Here is a 17,132-nt window from a genome sequence, read left to right as displayed (position 1 = left end):
TTAATTAACTGCTCTAAAATATAAAAAAAACGCCTTTAAAAAAAGGCGTTTTCAATATTAGAAATCAAATTCATTTGTATCTAGTTCATCATCTGCATTCTCAACTTCTTCCACCACTTTCGTACAATCCACTCGGATAGATAATCCTTCTGGAACTTCAAAAGAGCCTTTAGAAACTTGCAGCGTTTTATCGGCATAACACTTATTCATAAACAAGCCCCAAATCGGCAAAGCCATTGTAGCTCCTTGACCGTATAACATGGTATTAAAATGGGCTGCCCGATCATCATTTCCAACCCAAACACCTGTGGCTAAATTTGGCACCATTCCAATAAACCATCCATCACTTTGATTTTGTGTGGTTCCTGTTTTACCAGCAATTGGGTTTGTAAATTTATAAGGATGCCCCGTTACTCGCTTATAACCTGGCCCTTGCCAAGTCGTTCTCAAACGAACCCCCGAACCGCTTTCAGTCACCCCTTCTAGCAACTTGATAACGGTATAAGCCACATCCTTACTTAGCACATCTTTCGTTTCTGGAACAGCATTAAATAATACCACTCCATTTTTATCTTCAATTCTAGTTACGAAAATTGGCTTGACATAAACTCCTTGGTTGGCAAATGTACTATAGGCCGCGACCATATCACTTACTGTAATATCTACAGCTCCTAATGCAATTGCTGGGCTTTGAGGTATATCTGCTGATATTCCCAATTCACGAGTCATATTTACTACCGCTTTTGGTCCTACTTTATCCATAAGCTTTGCTGTAATCGTATTGACAGATCCTGCTAAAGCTTGTTTTAGAGTCATAATTCCCTTATAGCTTCTATTTGAATTTTGTGGTGACCAATCTTGACTGATTCCATATCGGCCTTTTGGCATTGTAAACGGTGAATCAATAATAGAATCACAAGGAGAATAGTGCAACTGTTCTATTGCGGTTGCATAAACAAAAGGTTTAAATACCGAACCAACTTGACGTGCTCCTTGTCCTACGTGATCGTATTGAAAATGTTTATAGTTAATTCCTCCTACCCAAGCCTTAATATGACCTGTTCTTGGTTCCATAGACATCATTCCCGTTTGTAGAAAATGCTTGTAATAGATAATAGAATCTCTTGGAGTCATTACCGTATCAATTTCTCCTTTCCAAGAGAAAATTCGCATTTCCGTTTTTACTTTGAACGATTTTAAGATTTCATCTTCTGATTTTCCTTGATCTTTCATTTGACGCCAACGTTCAGAGGTTTTCATCGCACGATTTAATATCGACTCTGTATCAGCTTCTGAAAGATGGTAGAAAGGTGCATTCTTATTCTTTTTTTGTTGAATAAAAAACTCTTCCTGCAAATTACCTATATGCTCCTGAACCGCTTCTTCTGCATACTTTTGCATGCGTGAATCGATCGAAACATAAATTTTTAATCCATCTCTATAGATATCATACGTAGTACCGTCTTTTTTGGGATTTTCTTTCACCCAACGGCGCATATAATCGCGTAAATACTCTCTAAAATAGGTAGCAATACCTTCTCTATGACTCTCTGGTGTAAAGAGCAAAGACAAGGGTTGTTCTTGCAGTTTAAGGCTCACTTCTTGCGTTATAAAGTCATTCTTTGCCATTTGGTGCAAAACAACATTACGTCTCTTTTCTACGAGCTCTGGTCTGCGAACCGGGTTAAAATAGGCTGGATTTTGCAACATACCCACTAGCATCGCTGCCTCATCGACCGTTAAGTCTTTGGGTTCTTTCCCTAAATATACTTTAGCAGCAGAACGAATTCCCACTGCATTATTGACAAAATCAGCCTTATTCAAGTACATGGTCAATATTTCCTCTTTGGTATATTGACGTTCCAATTTAACAGCAATTACCCATTCTTTTGCTTTTTGAGCAATACGCTTAATTAAATTTCGCGAACCTTCCCCGTGAAATAATAATTTAGCTAATTGTTGCGTAATTGTACTTGCTCCACCACTACTTCCTACAGAAGTAACGGCTCTTAAAGTTCCTCTGGCATCAATTCCAGAGTGACCGTAAAATCGTTCATCTTCAGTTGCAATTAAGGCCTGAACAAGATGAGGCGGTAAATCCTCAAATTTTACGGGTACGCGATTTTCCAAGTAAAACTTGCCAATCGTTTTACCATCCGAAGATATAATTTCAGTGGCTACATTGCTCGATGGATTTTCCAATTCATCAAACGTAGGCATTGCTCCAAAGACTCCCCAAGAAGCACAAAGGAAAAACAATATAATTGCTACACCAAGACCCAAAAAAGCAATCCAAAAACCAACAAGATAGCTTTTGAAATCAGCTGCATTTTTATTCATTTGTTTTTTATTTTTCATACTATTTTAAAAAACTTATTCTGCTTTTTCTATTCTAAATCCAACTTCACTCACCCCTTTTAAAGTAGGTACGCCTTCCACGTCTCCTAAATCTCTTACGGCTTGTTCCAAGGTCATCTTATACTTACCTTTTTCATCAAAAACATAGTTCTCTTTTAACCATAATTTGCTCTCCTTGACATCTGAAAATCCATTTCCCAATAAGGTTCCATTCGGATCAGCCATTTGAAATTGAATGGTATCAATGACAATCGCTGCACTTGGTTTATATATTTTAAAAATGACAAACATATTGCTATAAGGATACTCGTTATTTACCCTTAGATTCATAAATAAATTAGCAGGAGTCACTGTATCTTGTACATCCCAAACGAAAGTTTTAACGTCATTTTTATCCCAAATTCCCGTCGTTGATTGAAATTCGTCAAAAACTACTTTGCTATCCTGTTGACAGCTGACACACAGGAATAACAAAAGACTTAAAGCTAAATAAAGACTATTTATTTTCACCCTCTTGCTTATTATTTGCGTTATTATTTGGGTTAGTAGGACGAGGTTTTCTTGGCTTCGGTTTATTCGAACGCGGTTTTTGAGTAGTACCCTCATTCTCCTCTCTCCCTTGCTCGTTTTCTCGTTGATTTCCTCTTTCATTCACTCCTTTAGGTTCTTTATTTACCCGTTTATTTTCTGGTCGAACTTCATTTCTAGGTTCCTTATTCCTAGCCTCTGTTCTTCCTTCTGATCTTGCATCCCCTTTTCTTTCTGGTCTTGCAGCTGATCGATCTTCGGATTTTCCTTGCGGTTTTCTCTCTGGTCGAGCTTCATTTCTACCTTCTAGTTTGCGTTCTCCTTCAGTTGCCGTAGATTTCTCTTTTCCATCTGCATTTTTATTTCTAATTTTCGGTCTGCGTTTTCTATCGTCTTTATCATTAGAAGTTTCTCTGTTTTCCCCAGCTTTTGCGGATATTCCAGCTCCATCTCGTTCGGTAGTTTTAGCTTTGGGTTTTGTGTTTTTTCTCTTGCGTTTAGGTTGATCAAAACGCGTAACGCTATCTTGTTCAACCGCACTTTGGAATTGATCTTTATCCGAAGGAATATCTTCGCTATAGCTTTCTAATTCATTTCCTTTTTCACTCTGAGCATTTAATTCCAAAATTTCTTTTACGTGCTCTGTGCTCAATACATACCAATTTGCTGAATTATTTGCATACGCAAACCACATTTGTCCTTTAAAAATATCTATTTTCTGACAAAATGCGATTCCTTTTACAGTCAATAATTTCGTATCTGAATCGGGCATATCTTTTATTGCCTCCAAGTAAGTGTCTAATTCAAAATTTAAACAACACTTTAGTTTACCACATTGCCCTGCTAATTTTTGCGGATTTAGCGACAATTGTTGATAACGTGCAGCAGCTGTATTCACACTGCGGAAATCCGTTAGCCAAGTAGAGCAACAAAGTTCTCTTCCACAAGATCCAATTCCTCCTAAACGGGCCGCTTCTTGTCGGAATCCCACCTGTTTCATTTCAATTCGGATGCTAAATTCTCTAGCAAACTCCTTAATTAATTGTCTAAAATCAACGCGCTCACTCGCTGTATAATAAAAAGTTGCTTTTGATCCGTCTCCTTGAAATTCCACATCCGATATTTTCATTTCAAGACTTAAGCTGATAGCTATCTCTCTTGCTTTCATACGAACAGGCTCTTCTTTTTCGCGAACTTCCTGCCAAATATCAATATCTTTTTGTGTTGCCTTTCGATATATTTTTAAGATTTCCCCTTCAGAATCCACTTTTTTCTTCTTCATTTGAACTTTAACTAGTTCTCCTACCAATGAAACAATACCGACATCATGTCCTGGTGATGATTCTGTTGCAACAATATCTCCCATTGCAAGAGTTAATCCACTAGAATAACGGTAAAAATCTTTTCTTCCGTTCTTAAATCGAACTTCAACTATATCAAAAATGCTGTCAGAATTTGGATAAACCATATTTGACAACCAATCAAAAACTGCTAATTTATTACAGCTATCTGTTCCGCATGTTCCGTTACTCTGACACCCTCGAGGTACGCCATTACTATCTGTCTTCGTTGAACAATTTGTACAAGCCATTTATATATTTGTATTTTATATCATTAATCCTCATAAAGAACAAGGAATTATTTTCTCTATTTTCGCTGTAAAGATACTATTTTTTTATAGGCCGATTCAAGATTTTTTTCATCGTCACAATTCCTTCTTATTAGCTATAAGAAACAAAAAAAAGCCATATAATTATCATATTAGCAAAAAAAAACAGGTAAGTTTAAGGTATCTCCATATTGCATTCGGATCATTCAGGTATGATTACTGGAATATCTCTTCTGAATTAAACAATTATTTCTACTTTTGGGTTCTTATATAAATTCAATATGGAGGAACAGATAATTGGAATCATGGGAGCTATTCCACAAGAAGTGGAAGGAATACTAGGTGTTTTACAAAACAAAACCGCCCATTCCATCGGAAACCGCACGTATTACCAAGGTTTTCTTGGTCAGCAAAAAGTAGTTCTTGTCTATTCGCGTATTGGCAAAGTAGCTGCTTCAGCGACGGCCTCTGCTTTATTGTTACACTTTCGAGTAAGTGAGATTATTTTTATTGGTGTTGCAGGTGGTATTGCTCCTCATATAGAGGTGGGTGATGTAGTGGTTGCGAAAGATCTCATTCAATATGATATGGATGTATCTCCTTTACGTCCTAAATATGAAATTCCCTTACTTAACAAAACCTATTTTGAAACGAATGAACTGCGTTCGAATCAAGTACTACGACAAATTGAAAATTTTCTATCTCCTCAGGTTCTAACCACCAAAATTGCTGCCGATGAATTGCGCAAATTTGCCATTCAACAACCTAAGGTATATTTGGGCACGATTGCCAGTGGAGATCAGTTTTTTTCAACGGATCAACAAAAAGAAAATTTACAACAAGCACTTCCCGAAGTACTTTGTGTAGAAATGGAAGGTGCTGCTGTGGCACAAGTCTGTTATGAATATAACATTCCTTGCAGTGTAATTCGCACCATCTCTGACAAAGCGAATCAAGAAGCGAGTTTTAGCTTTGAGTTCTTTGTTCAAAAAATATCTCAAGTTTATGGACAAGAAATTATAGAGAAACTCTTTCAATAAGTAGAGTGAACCTCAAGGTTCTCTCTACTATTCTCCCCTTTATCTTGCTCGTATAAGGTAAACATATACGGGGAAATGATCACTAAACCCTGGTTCATTCGTATTATTTCTCAACGGATACCCTTTATATTGACCTGTAGATTGAATCATAAATGGCTTCTGAAAAATGCGTGCTTTCCAATACCTCCAAGAATTATATCCCTCTTGTAAAAAAGCCTCCGTCAAGATGACTTGATCAAAAATATCCCAAACATCTCTATACGCTAAAGTGCCAAAACCTCGCTTTGCCATTTTCTCCATGGGATTAAACAAACCCTGGGGCAGAACCTTCATCCGTTCGCCTTCGACTTTCAATATTTTTTTTATACTTCTATTAAAAGGCCCATCATTCATATCACCCATGGTAATAATTTTAGCTTGCGGGTTAATCCTTTGCAAAGAATCGATGATTTTCATATTCAAAGCTGCTGCTGCTTCCCTATAAGGGCTGCTGCGTTTCTCTCCTCCAACTCTGGAAGGCCAATGATTGACAATAAAATGAATTTCCTCCCCATCTAATAAGCCCGAAACTAGTAATTGATCTCTGGTATAAATACGCTTTTCTTTGCTGGTTTTCCTCTTATCCTGTACCACTGAAGTATAGAGATACAGGGTATGGATAGAAGTCTGAAAAACAACAAAGTTCTTTTTTGCATATAACAAGCCTACATCGATTCCCCTTTTATCGGGGGAATCAAAATGGACAATCCCATAATCACCTGTTTGCAATACAGGTGTACGTATCAAATCTTCTAAAACTTGTCTATTTTCCACTTCTGCAACACCAATAATTGTGGGACTATTCGGATTTTCATCTCTTCCTATTTGCGCCATAACCAGTGCTAAATTTTTAATCTTCTTTTCATACTTACTTTTAGTCCAAGCCTGCGAGCCATTTGGTGTCCAATCTCCATCGTAAATTTCTGGATTGCGAAGGGTGTCAAATAAATTTTCACAATTGTAAAAAGCAATCGTTCGAATTTGATATTGTTTCTCCTGTGCTCTTCCATGACCTATAGAAAGAAGTGTAAAAAAAACTACCTTTTTCAAATATTTATATCCTATTTCATTCATTTTTATATCATTTATTCAATAAAGTTAATTATAATTAAACAATAACGCAATAAAAACTTAATTTTATGTGAAATAAATCAATACTTGTGCCCGTACTTTAATTCCATGTCATTTATGAAAAAACTAGTCCTTACTTTATTCTTGTTATTTCCCTTCACTTTAATTCTAGCTCAGCACAAAGAGGAACTTAAAGGAAAGGTTCTTGATGCTAAATCTCGTTTACCTATTGAAGCTGCTGTTGTTCGAGTACTTGGAACAAATATATTTATCACCACAGACCCAGAGGGCCTCTTTACCATATATCCACAAAAATCTGAGTCTTTTGAAATTGAAATTACATACTCCGGTTTTATAACCCAACGATTAGCTATTGAAAGTATCGCAGCGAATTCGATCGATTTAGGTGCCATTTTACTAGAGGAAGACTTCGCTTCTATCGAACAATTAGGTCTAATTGCCTTAACCGAAAATGAGCTGGAGGAGGAAAACTTAAACTCCGAAACTTCTGCCCGTTTATTACAAGCGACAAAAGATGCTTTTCAACAAGCTGCGGCCTATTCTTGGAGTCAAAGTTTTTATCGTTTACGCGGCCTAGACAATGGATATGGAAAAACTCTTATCAACGGCATCGTGATGGACAAACTATACAATGGCCGTCCGCAATGGAGTAATTGGGGTGGATTAAATGATGCGATGAGAAATCAGACTTCTTCTCTAGGGTCATCCCCTTCCAGTGATACGTTTGGTGGTATTTTAGGAACGCAATCCATCTCGACAAGGGCTTCACATTTGAGAAAGGGGACGAGAATTGGCTTTTCTGGTGCAAATACCAACTACAATTGGCGCCCCTTTTTTAGCCATTCCTCTGGGCTACAGCCCAACAATTGGGCTTATTCTATCTCAGGGTCGTATCGAGGAGCAAAAGAAGGGTATTGGCAAGGAACCAACTACGATGCTTTGTCCTTTTTTATTGCGGTTGAAAGAAAAATAAATGAAAAACACAGTCTGAATTTAACTGGTATTTACGCTAAAAATAAACGTGCCAAGAATTCATCTAATACTACCGAACAAACGGACTTAAAAGGGCCTACTTATAACTCATATTGGGGATGGCAAGAGGGAAAAAAACGCAATGCACGCTACAAAGAGATCAATGAGCCTCTGCTGATGTTGACCCATTATTGGAACTTCGGAGGAAGGAGTAATTTAACGACAACCGTTGGGTATCAATTGGGCTATCTAGCCAATAGCCGATTGGATTATCAAGACAATCTCAATCCAGATCCCGCTTATTACAAAAATTCACCTAGTTATTATCTCAATCAAATTGAATTGCAATATTGGCAAATGCCTCCCGAGGCGTTCAATGCCTTACCAAATGATGATCCTTTTAAAATTGCCACTTTGGGTAGCCTAGCCCAAGCCAATGAAGCACAAATCCATTTCGCTCAAGGAGGACAAATTAATTGGTCGGATATCTACAAAAAAAATAAAAGCTTTAATGAGCAAAGTAAAATCATCCTATATGAAGACCGACAAGAAGATCAAATATTTTCATTTAATACAACATTCAATGCTTCATTGACGGATCATATTACGTTAGATATAGGAGTAAATTATCGTAAACTTACATCGTCCAATTTTAAAAAAGTTATTGACTTATTAGGAGGAAGCTACTACAAAGACATCGATACTTTTGAACCTCTACCTTTTCAAGATAGCGATTTGAATCATCCAAATAGATCCGTTTATGTAGGAGACAAATATGGGTATAACTATTCCATTTTTTCTGATGTCCTGGATGTATTCACTCAGTTTGTATTTACGTATAATCAGTTTGACTTTTATGTTGCTGAACGTTTAAATTATACATCCTATCAAAGAGATGGTTTGTACAAAAACCCACTTTACGCTACACAGTCGCTAGGGAAAAGTGAACCTATTACTTTCAATACAATTGGCTTGAAAGGCGGTTTTACCTATTATATTTCTGGTAAACATCTAATACAAAGTTCTATTGCCTATTACAATCAAGCGCCTTCTATCCAAAATACCTTTATAAACCCTCGAATTAACAATACAATCCTTCCGCAGCTCAAACAAGAGACTATTTTTAGTATCGATGGAAGTTATCGTTTCCGCTCCTCGCGTTTACAAACGCGTTTAACGGGTTATTTTACTGAAATCAGAAATAGCTCCCAAATCAATTTCTATTATACGGAAGGGATAGCTATTAGTGATGCAAAAGGCGCATTTGTAGCTGAAATAATAACCCCAATCCACAAACGGCATATAGGCCTTGAATGGGGTGCAACCTATCAATTAACTCCAACGATAAAAATAAACACCGCAACAAGCTTAGGACAAGCCTATTACAACAACAATCCACTGCTTTATTTAAGTAATAATACGTTGCGCAAACCCCTAGATTATGGACAAACAAGGCTCAATCGATACAAAGTATCTAATGGTCCTCAAACAGCTCTATCCTTAGGTATAGAATACAAAGCGCCCGCCTTTTGGTTTATCAATGCAACACTAAATTATTTTGCAGATGCTTATGTGAGTGTCTCTGCATTAAAAAGAACGGAAAACTTTATACTCGATCCAGAAAAATCGCATCATCCTTTTAATACTCTTACCGCAGATGAACTACGGCGCATTTTAAAACAAGAAAAACTTCCTGCTTTTCCGTTATTATCTATTTCAGGAGGCAAATCGTGGCGATTACATAATCGCTCTATACTTGGACTTTTAATCTCATTGCAAAATTTGCTTCAGGTATCCTATCGAACTGGTGGATTTGAACAAGCGCGAAATGCAACCTATGCACAAGAAGCGGAAAGAACTAAAAACAACCATACTCTTTTTGGCAATAAATATTGGTATGGGTATGGACGTAATTTTTTTTTTCAAGCGTATTATAATTTTTAATCTGATTCCTATGAAAACAGCACTACAATCCCTAGTTTATGCTAGTTTAGTGAGTTTACTCGCTGTAAACTGCGCCAACAATGATGACTTTTCCATTCCCTCCCTCGACTGCTCTGATCCAGTTCTTGAACCCAATACACCAATCGAAAAAATTTACCATTTAGCCAATGAATTCATTCAACTCTATCCGGGTAATGAAGAGGATGTCTTGATGGGCATCGTTGTATCTAGTGACCAAGGAGGTAATTTTTACAATAAATTATATCTTGTAGATGCCGAAACGCAACTCCCTGTTGTTGTCAATCTAGAAATGGCGGCATCCTTTACGGAATATCCACCCGGAACAAAAATTCTCCTCCAATTAGGCGGTTTATATTGCACATACAGTTATGGTAAATTAAACCTTGGCGGTGGTATTTACACCTCTTCCAAAGGCAAAAAGTACATCGGTAGTATAGCTAAAAACGCCCTTGCCAAACACATCCAGAAATACTGTAATCCTGTGGCTAATTTTGAACCATACAACACACTTCTAACGCTTGAAGAATTAAAAAACAATATCGAAAAATATGTGGGTAAATTAGTAACGATACAAAACGTCCAATTTGATCGCCGTTTAATTGGCAAAAAACTCTATGACCCTAAAGAAGTCGATGCACAGGGTTATACCCTCAGAAAAATGGTTGACCAACAAGGCCATAGTTTCTATATTCGAACGGGCAAGTTAACCAAAGATTTTGTTGATTATAGTATAACAGAAAACGCAGGTACAGTAACAGGTATCGCGGATCCATTCAATACACAGATTCAGTTTTATCCTAGAACCTTAGCCGATTTAAAACTAGATCAAAGTTCCTTTGCAGATACTTCAGTAGATCCGGAAACAACCGAAGCAATTCCCGTAGAACCCGGAAAAGAAATGGCATTTCCAGGATCCGACTTTGAAAATTGGACAGACTTTATCTCTTCTCTAAATCGAAGTGGTGTAAAATTTGCCACCCAAGCTCCTGGCGAAGGTTGGAACACTTCGACGGGATTGGCTTTTCGAGGTTCACCTACTAAAACAGATAATGCATTTACTGTAACTAATATCCAAGTGCCCCCAGATGCTACTGCTATTTCATTCTTATTGAAAGGCACAGCAAGCGCAAGATCTTTATCCATCAATGTATATGATGCGACTGGGGCATCTATTGCTTTTAACCTAGAAAATATCGAACAAAGTAAAATTATTTTCTCTACCGGCTCAACCAACCTATACAAGGGTACTATTGACACGAAGGGTGCATGGATTAAAATCATTCTACACCTACAAGGTTTTGATTACAATACATCAGGACAAGGCGATTTACTAACGTTTCGCTTTGGGGGAAAAACAAAAACCATTGCTAGTGACTACAATTTAGTAGTTGATGAAATTCGATTTGAGGATAACAGTTCTATAGAATAAACCTCCTTTTCAACCAAAAAAAAGAGAGTATCCTTTTGGGCACTCTCTTCTTCTCTTATTGTTGTTCTTTTACTAAATATATATACACGGGAAAGTGGTCACTAAAACCAGGTTCACTATTGCTATTTCTCAAAGGATATCCCTTGTATTGTCCAGCGGATTGTACCATAAACGGTTTTTTAAATATGCGAGCTTTCCAAAATTTCCATGAATCATATCCTTCTTGTAAATACGCTTCTGTCAGCAACATTTGATCAAATATATCCCAAGCATCACGGTAGGCCAAGGTTCCTAACCCCTCTTTGGACATTTTTTCCATAGGATTAAAAATGCCTTGTGGTTTTACCTCATTTTTATCTCCTTCTGCTTGTAATACTTTTTTAATACTGTTATTATAAGGCCCATCATTCATATCGCCCATCGTAATCACTTTGGCCTTTGGATTAATTGTTTGCAAAGAATCGATGATTTTTACATTTAACGCAGCTGCAGCTTCTCTATTTGGGCTACTTGCCTTCTCTCCACCTACTCTTGATGGCCAGTGGTTGACAATAAAATGCACTTCCTCTCCATCTAACAGCCCTGTAACTAATAATTGATCACGGGTATAAATGCGTTTTGCAGAATTGTCCGTTCCTTTTGATTTCTTGTTTTGATCGTAAATATACAAGGCGTGCTTTGAAGTACTAGTTGGCACAAAATGCTTTTTATTGTATAATAATCCAACATCGATGCCACGGCGATCTGGAGAATCGTAGTGTACTATATCATAAGTACCAGGCACCATAGCTGGGGCACGAATCAAATCTTCCAATACGCCTCTATTTTCAACCTCTGCCAAACCAATAATTGTTGGCATAAACTGATTTTCATCTGTGCCTATTTGCGACATCACGCGTGTTAGGTTCTCGATCTTTTTTTCATACTTCTTTTTTGTCCAAGCTTGAGCGCCATTAGGCGTCCATTCTTCGTCATAAATCTTAGGATCACGAATCGTATCAAACAGATTCTCACAATTATAGAAGGCTATTGTGTGAACTTGATATTTTTTTTCTTGTGCGCTAGAAACACTAAACCACACACAAAACAAAATCAAAACTATTTTTTTCACCATATTACTATTAAGTTACTGTAATGTATTGAAAATACTACCTACAAAAATAGCATATTTTAGCTTAAAAAATTAACTTTGTTATGTGAAAAGTATACTAACTTTTTGCATTAGCACTTTAATATATACTAGCACTTATGAGGAAACTTTTATTTGTTTTGCTTTATGCTACATCGACGTTTACGTTTGCACAAAGCAATCACGAAATTAAAGGGAAAGTACTCGACGCCAAGTCACGGGCACCTATCAATGCGGTAGTTGCAAGAGTTGTTGGCACGAACATTTCCACTTTAACTAACGGTGAAGGAATCTTTATTCTTGAAAACAATCAATCAGGAAGCCAAATTGTTGTCATATCCTATCCAGGATTTCTCAGTCAACAGTTTCCGATTGACTCAGAAACTAATCAAACCATTGATTTAGGAGAGATTTTCATAGAAGAAGATTTGGTAACACAAGCACAAATTGGCTTTATTACCTTGACTGAAAATGATCTTAGCGATGACAATTCCGGTTCGGATACTTCATCTGGATTATTACAAGCAACGAAAGATCCGTTCCAGCAAGTTGCCGCTTTCAACTGGGGACAATCGTTCTTTAGAGTACGCGGATTGAACAACGAGTATGGAAAAACGTTAATCAACGGAATTGTGATGAACCGCGTCTTGGATGGCCGACCACAATTCGGAAATTGGGGTGGATTAAATGATGCGATGAGAAACCAAGAGTTTTCATCGGGATCAACACCTTCCGATTATACGTTTGGGGGCATTTTGGGAACCCAAGCCATTTCTACCCGAGCTTCCCATCTAAGAAAAGGATCTCGTATTGGTTTTTCTGGTTCAAACACCAACTATACGTGGCGTCCAACCTTCATCCATTCTTCTGGATTGAATAAAAATGGATGGGCGTATTCAGTAGCAGGTTCATACCGAGGCGCTAAAGAAGGATATTGGGAAGGTAGTAATTACGATGCGCTTTCATTCTTTGCTGCTGTAGAAAAAAAATTTAACGACGATCACAGTCTTAACTTTTCTGCTATTTACGCTAAAAACAAACGAGCAAAGAACTCGCCAATCACACAAGAACAAGCCGATATCAAAGGCTTTAAATACAATTCGTATTGGGGATGGCAAGAAGGAGACAAGAGAAACTCTCGTTATAGAGAGATTGAACAACCTATCTTTATGCTAACGCACTACTGGAACCTAAGTGAAACTAGTACGCTAACTTCTACAGCGTCTTATCAGTTTGGTCATATTGCAGATAGCCGCTTGGGTTATCAAGACAACCAAAATCCAGATCCAGCCCACTACAAAAATTTACCAAGTAATTATTTATCGCAAATTGATGCTCAATATTGGGGAATGTCACCCGCTGAGTTCAAAAATATACCTGAAGGCGATCCATTTAAATCAAAAACAGTATCACTATTAAATAGTGCCGATGCCAACAGAGAAAGTTTTCGCAACGGTGGCCAAATAGATTGGGGCAATATTTACAATATTAACACTCAATTTGACGGTCGAAGCAAAATTGTTTTATACGAAGACAGACAACAAGAAAAAATATTTTCTTTTAATTCTGCATTCAAAACAAAGTTAGATAGTAATATCACCTTTGACGCAGGGGTAAATTACAGAAAGCTTATCTCTAGTAACTACCAAAAATTGGTTGATTTATTAGGAGGATGGTACTATGAAGATAAAGATACGTATCAAGAAAATGGTCCTTTACAAGATAAGGATGCTAATAACCCAAACCGAATCGTAAAAGAAGGGGATAAATTTGGCTATAATTACAAGTTAAATGCAGATATTCTTGATGTTTTCACCCAATTTGTTTTCGATTATGATAAGTTCGATTTTTACCTTTCTCAAAACATTGGTTATACCAACTATGAAAGAGAGGGATTATACAAAAATCCAATTTATATGGATCATTCATATGGAAAAAGTGGGTATATAGATTTTGTAAACTTTGGTTTTAAAGGTGGGGCTACGTATCACATTACAAGTAAACACGCCCTTGATTTGAATATAGCGTATTACAATCAAGCTCCTTCTATCAAAAATACATTTGCCAATGTTAGAGTAAACAATTTCATTGTACCCGATATTCAAAAAGAAGATATTTTTAGTATAGATGGTAGCTATATTTTACGTACACCTAAATTAAAAGCAAGAGTTACAGGCTATATTTCAGAAATTAAAAATAGTACAGAAATTAACTTTTATTTTGCTAACGGCGTTGGTCTTTTGGATGAAAACGGAGAGCTTTACAATGACGGAAGTAGTTTTGTATCTGAAATTTTAACAGGAGTAGACAAAAGACAATTAGGCTTTGAACTTGGTGCAGAATACCAAATCACATCCACTCTAAAAGCGACAGCTGCTGCGGCCCTAGGACAAGCCTTTTATACTAGTAATCCCAATGTCAATTTGTCTTCCGATAATTTAGCTAAAACTTTTGATTATGGCGAAACTGCCTTAAATAAATACAAGCTTTCAAATGGACCACAAACGGCCTTATCGATTGGTTTAGAATATAGAGACCCTAAATTCTGGTATATTGGTGCAAATCTAAACTATATGGCGGATGCCTATACGGATGTATCTGCGATACGCAGAACCCGCAACTTTGTACTAAATCCTGAAACACCAGGCCAACCTTTTTCAGATTTAACAGATGACAAACTACACGACATCTTAAAACAAGAGAAATTGGCTGATTTCACCATTGTAAATATTACAGGAGGGAAATCTTGGCGATTGGCAAACCGAAATACCATCGGATTCTTTGCGTCTATTAATAATGTATTTAATAAAGAATACAAAACAGGAGGATTTGAACAAGCAAGAAATGGAAATTACGCGCAAGAAGTAGCGCGCAACAATGGTCCATACAATCCCTTTGGCAACAAGTACTTTTACGGATATGGTCGTAACTTTTTTGTAAATGTTTATTACAACTTCTAATTCCTTTTAATTATGAAAACACTATTTAAATCAATATTTTTTACAGCACTTACGGGGCTATTGCTTTCGAGTTGTGCGAAAAACGACGACTTCTCGGTTCCTACTCTAGGATGTGATGAACCTCAATGGAAAGGGAACATTACCATTGATGAAGTATATTTACTAGCAGAAGAGACTGTAAAACCGTATAGTAAGGATCCCAAAGATATTATCGAAGGGGTTGTAGTATCGAGTGATAAAGGCGGAAACTTTCACAACAAACTACATATTGTTGACAAAAAAACACAAAAAGTAGCGATCATTAATATAGAAAATAGCGCTTCTTTTGCCCTATACCCTCCTGGAACAACTGTTTACGTGAAGTTAGGTGGTTTATACTTCAACAATAGCTTTGGTTTATTAAACATTGGTGGTGGAATTCACACAACGGCAAGCGGGAACAAATACACCGGAACGATTCCTAAAGGATCGGTTGTAAAATATGTAAGTAAGTCTTGTAAGCCTGAAGATATCAATAAATACATCAATGTTGTTACACTTGAGGAATTAAAGAACAACGCAGCAGATTTGAAAGGTAAACTTGTAACTGTTACAGGTGTACAGTTCAACCGCAATCTAATTGGAAAAAAACTGTATGACGAGAAAGATACAGATACACAGGGTCAAACCTTAAGAGAGATGGTAGATGCAAAAAACAATAGTTTTTTCATTAGAACAAGCAAGTACTCTCAAGATTTTGTGCCTTACGAAATCACAAAATACAGTGGAAGAATAACTGGTATTGTAGACGTATTTGGCACTACACTTCAATTCTACCCACGTACGTTAGAAGATATCAACCTAACAGAGCAACCTTTTGGTGATACTCCAGTTGATCCAGGAGAAGAGGATATTACTTTAGGTAAATTCTTAGCTTTCCCAGGAGCTGATTTTGAAGATTGGGATGGATTCTTGCGTGTAATCTTCAATAATGCGTTGAGTGATGCTATGGCTAAAAAAGCTGAAGGAAAAGGGTGGAATAATTCTACTGGGCTCGCTGTTCAAGGGCGAAGAGCTAAAAATGGGTTTTTATTCTCTGTAGAAAAAGTCAAAATGCCTACGGATGCAACCAAAATTTCTTTTTTAGTAAAAGGAACTTCAGCTAAATCCTTATCTGTTAACATCCATAAAGCGAACGGAGTAAATTATTATGCGTATAACATCGAAAACTTAACCGCAAATAAGACTATTCAACCTAATATGACAGAAACGGAGTTTAATAATGTCCCTTCAGGCAATACAACTAACAATTATAGTGGAGCTATTAATACGAACGATAAATGGGTTAAGGTAACACTTGATTTAAGCTCTTTAAACGGAGATTATCACAAAGCAGGCACGGGAACCTTTATTGGCTTTAGAAACGGAGGTGAAGCTGACTATGATTTAGTTATCGATGAGATTCGCTTTGAAGATGGAACTCCCGTAGAGGACGGAGGTACTGATCCTGTTGATCCAGAACCAGGGGCTCAAGATTTTGTTACTAACTTCAACGATTGGAGCTCTTTCACGGCAAACTTAACTACTATAGGATTGAAACCCTATGCTACACACGCACCAGGACAAGGAAGAAATGGAAAGGACGCCCTAAAAATTTCAGGCACCCCAACTGCGAATGATTTTGTATTTGTGGTAACCAACAAACAAGTTCCTGCGGGAAAAACAAAACTAGTTGTTTGGGTAAAAGGAACTGCAGCAGCCAAATCACTTTCATTCAATGTACATAAAGCTTCTGGTTTTGATCCGTTTAATGCAGGAATAGTAGCTAGCTCAAATTTAACTCTTACTAAATTTACTAGTAACCAGTATACAGGTACAATTAACACCGGAAATCAGTGGGTGAAACTTACCTTAGATTTATCTGCTACTGAATACAATACCACAGGCAGTGGGGATGTATTTGCACTTAAAACAGGAAAAGATTCAGCGTACGAGTTGTTAATTGACAGTATTTATTTTGAATAACAAATCC

General features: G+C 37.0%; 10 protein-coding genes. 5 read left to right on the top strand and 5 right to left on the bottom strand.

From position 1 onward, the window contains the following. Nucleotides 1-57: 57 nt before the first annotated feature. Genes ACMHJ2_RS00875 through ricT form a run of 3 tightly spaced genes read right to left on the bottom strand, consistent with a single transcriptional unit; the run spans nucleotide 58 to nucleotide 4,477 of the window. Complete coding sequence (locus tag ACMHJ2_RS00875) at nucleotides 58-2,358, bottom strand: penicillin-binding protein 1A (RefSeq protein ID WP_413511073.1); 2,301 nt, start codon at nucleotides 2,356-2,358, stop codon at nucleotides 58-60. 15 nt (nucleotides 2,359-2,373) lie between these two features. Next, nucleotides 2,374-2,868 (bottom strand): gliding motility lipoprotein GldH, encoded by a 495-nt coding sequence (locus ACMHJ2_RS00870; RefSeq protein ID WP_413511072.1) that lies wholly within the window; start codon nucleotides 2,866-2,868, stop codon nucleotides 2,374-2,376. Further along, entirely contained in the window at nucleotides 2,855-4,477 is a 1,623-nt protein-coding gene (ricT, locus tag ACMHJ2_RS00865) for a regulatory iron-sulfur-containing complex subunit RicT (RefSeq protein WP_413511071.1), read from the bottom strand. The genes ACMHJ2_RS00870 and ricT overlap by 14 nt, the downstream gene beginning before the upstream one ends. 299 nt (nucleotides 4,478-4,776) lie before the next feature. Between ricT and ACMHJ2_RS00860 the strand changes: the two genes are divergently transcribed. Further along, nucleotides 4,777-5,535: a 5'-methylthioadenosine/adenosylhomocysteine nucleosidase gene (locus tag ACMHJ2_RS00860; protein WP_413511070.1), complete on the top strand. Its 759-nt coding sequence runs from the start codon at nucleotides 4,777-4,779 to the stop codon at nucleotides 5,533-5,535. 39 nt (nucleotides 5,536-5,574) lie between these two features. On the opposite strand, the gene ACMHJ2_RS00855 is transcribed toward ACMHJ2_RS00860, so the two are convergent. Beyond that, nucleotides 5,575-6,648, bottom strand: a complete 1,074-nt coding sequence (locus tag ACMHJ2_RS00855; protein WP_413511069.1) for an endonuclease/exonuclease/phosphatase family protein — start codon at nucleotides 6,646-6,648, stop codon at nucleotides 5,575-5,577. Nucleotides 6,649-6,762: 114 nt separating this feature from the next. Between ACMHJ2_RS00855 and ACMHJ2_RS00850 the strand changes: the two genes are divergently transcribed. Beyond that, nucleotides 6,763-9,582: a carboxypeptidase-like regulatory domain-containing protein gene (locus tag ACMHJ2_RS00850; protein WP_413511068.1), complete on the top strand. Its 2,820-nt coding sequence runs from the start codon at nucleotides 6,763-6,765 to the stop codon at nucleotides 9,580-9,582. A 10-nt stretch (nucleotides 9,583-9,592) separates the two neighbouring features. Then, entirely contained in the window at nucleotides 9,593-11,032 is a 1,440-nt protein-coding gene (locus ACMHJ2_RS00845; protein WP_413511067.1) for a DUF5689 domain-containing protein, read from the top strand. Nucleotides 11,033-11,087: 55 nt separating this feature from the next. Here ACMHJ2_RS00845 and ACMHJ2_RS00840 read toward each other — a convergent pair whose 3' ends face one another. Beyond that, complete coding sequence (locus tag ACMHJ2_RS00840) at nucleotides 11,088-12,146, bottom strand: endonuclease/exonuclease/phosphatase family protein (RefSeq protein ID WP_413511066.1); 1,059 nt, start codon at nucleotides 12,144-12,146, stop codon at nucleotides 11,088-11,090. Between the two features lie 134 nt (nucleotides 12,147-12,280). Here ACMHJ2_RS00840 and ACMHJ2_RS00835 point away from each other — a divergent pair, with 134 nt between their 5' ends. After that, nucleotides 12,281-15,121 (top strand): carboxypeptidase-like regulatory domain-containing protein, encoded by a 2,841-nt coding sequence (locus ACMHJ2_RS00835; protein ID WP_413511065.1) that lies wholly within the window; start codon nucleotides 12,281-12,283, stop codon nucleotides 15,119-15,121. A 12-nt stretch (nucleotides 15,122-15,133) separates the two neighbouring features. Next, nucleotides 15,134-17,125: a DUF5689 domain-containing protein gene (locus ACMHJ2_RS00830; protein ID WP_413511064.1), complete on the top strand. Its 1,992-nt coding sequence runs from the start codon at nucleotides 15,134-15,136 to the stop codon at nucleotides 17,123-17,125. The last annotated feature ends 7 nt before the right edge of the window (nucleotides 17,126-17,132 follow it).

This window comes from Myroides odoratus (assembly GCF_965118575.1).
In the GTDB taxonomy this organism is placed as follows: domain Bacteria; phylum Bacteroidota; class Bacteroidia; order Flavobacteriales; family Flavobacteriaceae; genus Flavobacterium; species Flavobacterium odoratum_B.
This window is presented reverse-complemented; position numbering and strand designations above follow the sequence as displayed.

Coding starts and splice junctions, on each gene's coding strand:
- ACMHJ2_RS00830 (WP_413511064.1), top strand. CDS start 15,134: ATGAAAACACTATTTAAATCAATATTTTTTACAGCACTTACGGGGCTA.
- ACMHJ2_RS00835 (WP_413511065.1), top strand. CDS start 12,281: ATGAGGAAACTTTTATTTGTTTTGCTTTATGCTACATCGACGTTTACG.
- ACMHJ2_RS00875 (WP_413511073.1), bottom strand. CDS start 2,358: ATGAAAAATAAAAAACAAATGAATAAAAATGCAGCTGATTTCAAAAGC.
- ricT (WP_413511071.1), bottom strand. CDS start 4,477: ATGGCTTGTACAAATTGTTCAACGAAGACAGATAGTAATGGCGTACCT.
- ACMHJ2_RS00850 (WP_413511068.1), top strand. CDS start 6,763: ATGAAAAAACTAGTCCTTACTTTATTCTTGTTATTTCCCTTCACTTTA.
- ACMHJ2_RS00855 (WP_413511069.1), bottom strand. CDS start 6,648: ATGAATGAAATAGGATATAAATATTTGAAAAAGGTAGTTTTTTTTACA.
- ACMHJ2_RS00860 (WP_413511070.1), top strand. CDS start 4,777: ATGGAGGAACAGATAATTGGAATCATGGGAGCTATTCCACAAGAAGTG.
- ACMHJ2_RS00840 (WP_413511066.1), bottom strand. CDS start 12,146: ATGGTGAAAAAAATAGTTTTGATTTTGTTTTGTGTGTGGTTTAGTGTT.
- ACMHJ2_RS00845 (WP_413511067.1), top strand. CDS start 9,593: ATGAAAACAGCACTACAATCCCTAGTTTATGCTAGTTTAGTGAGTTTA.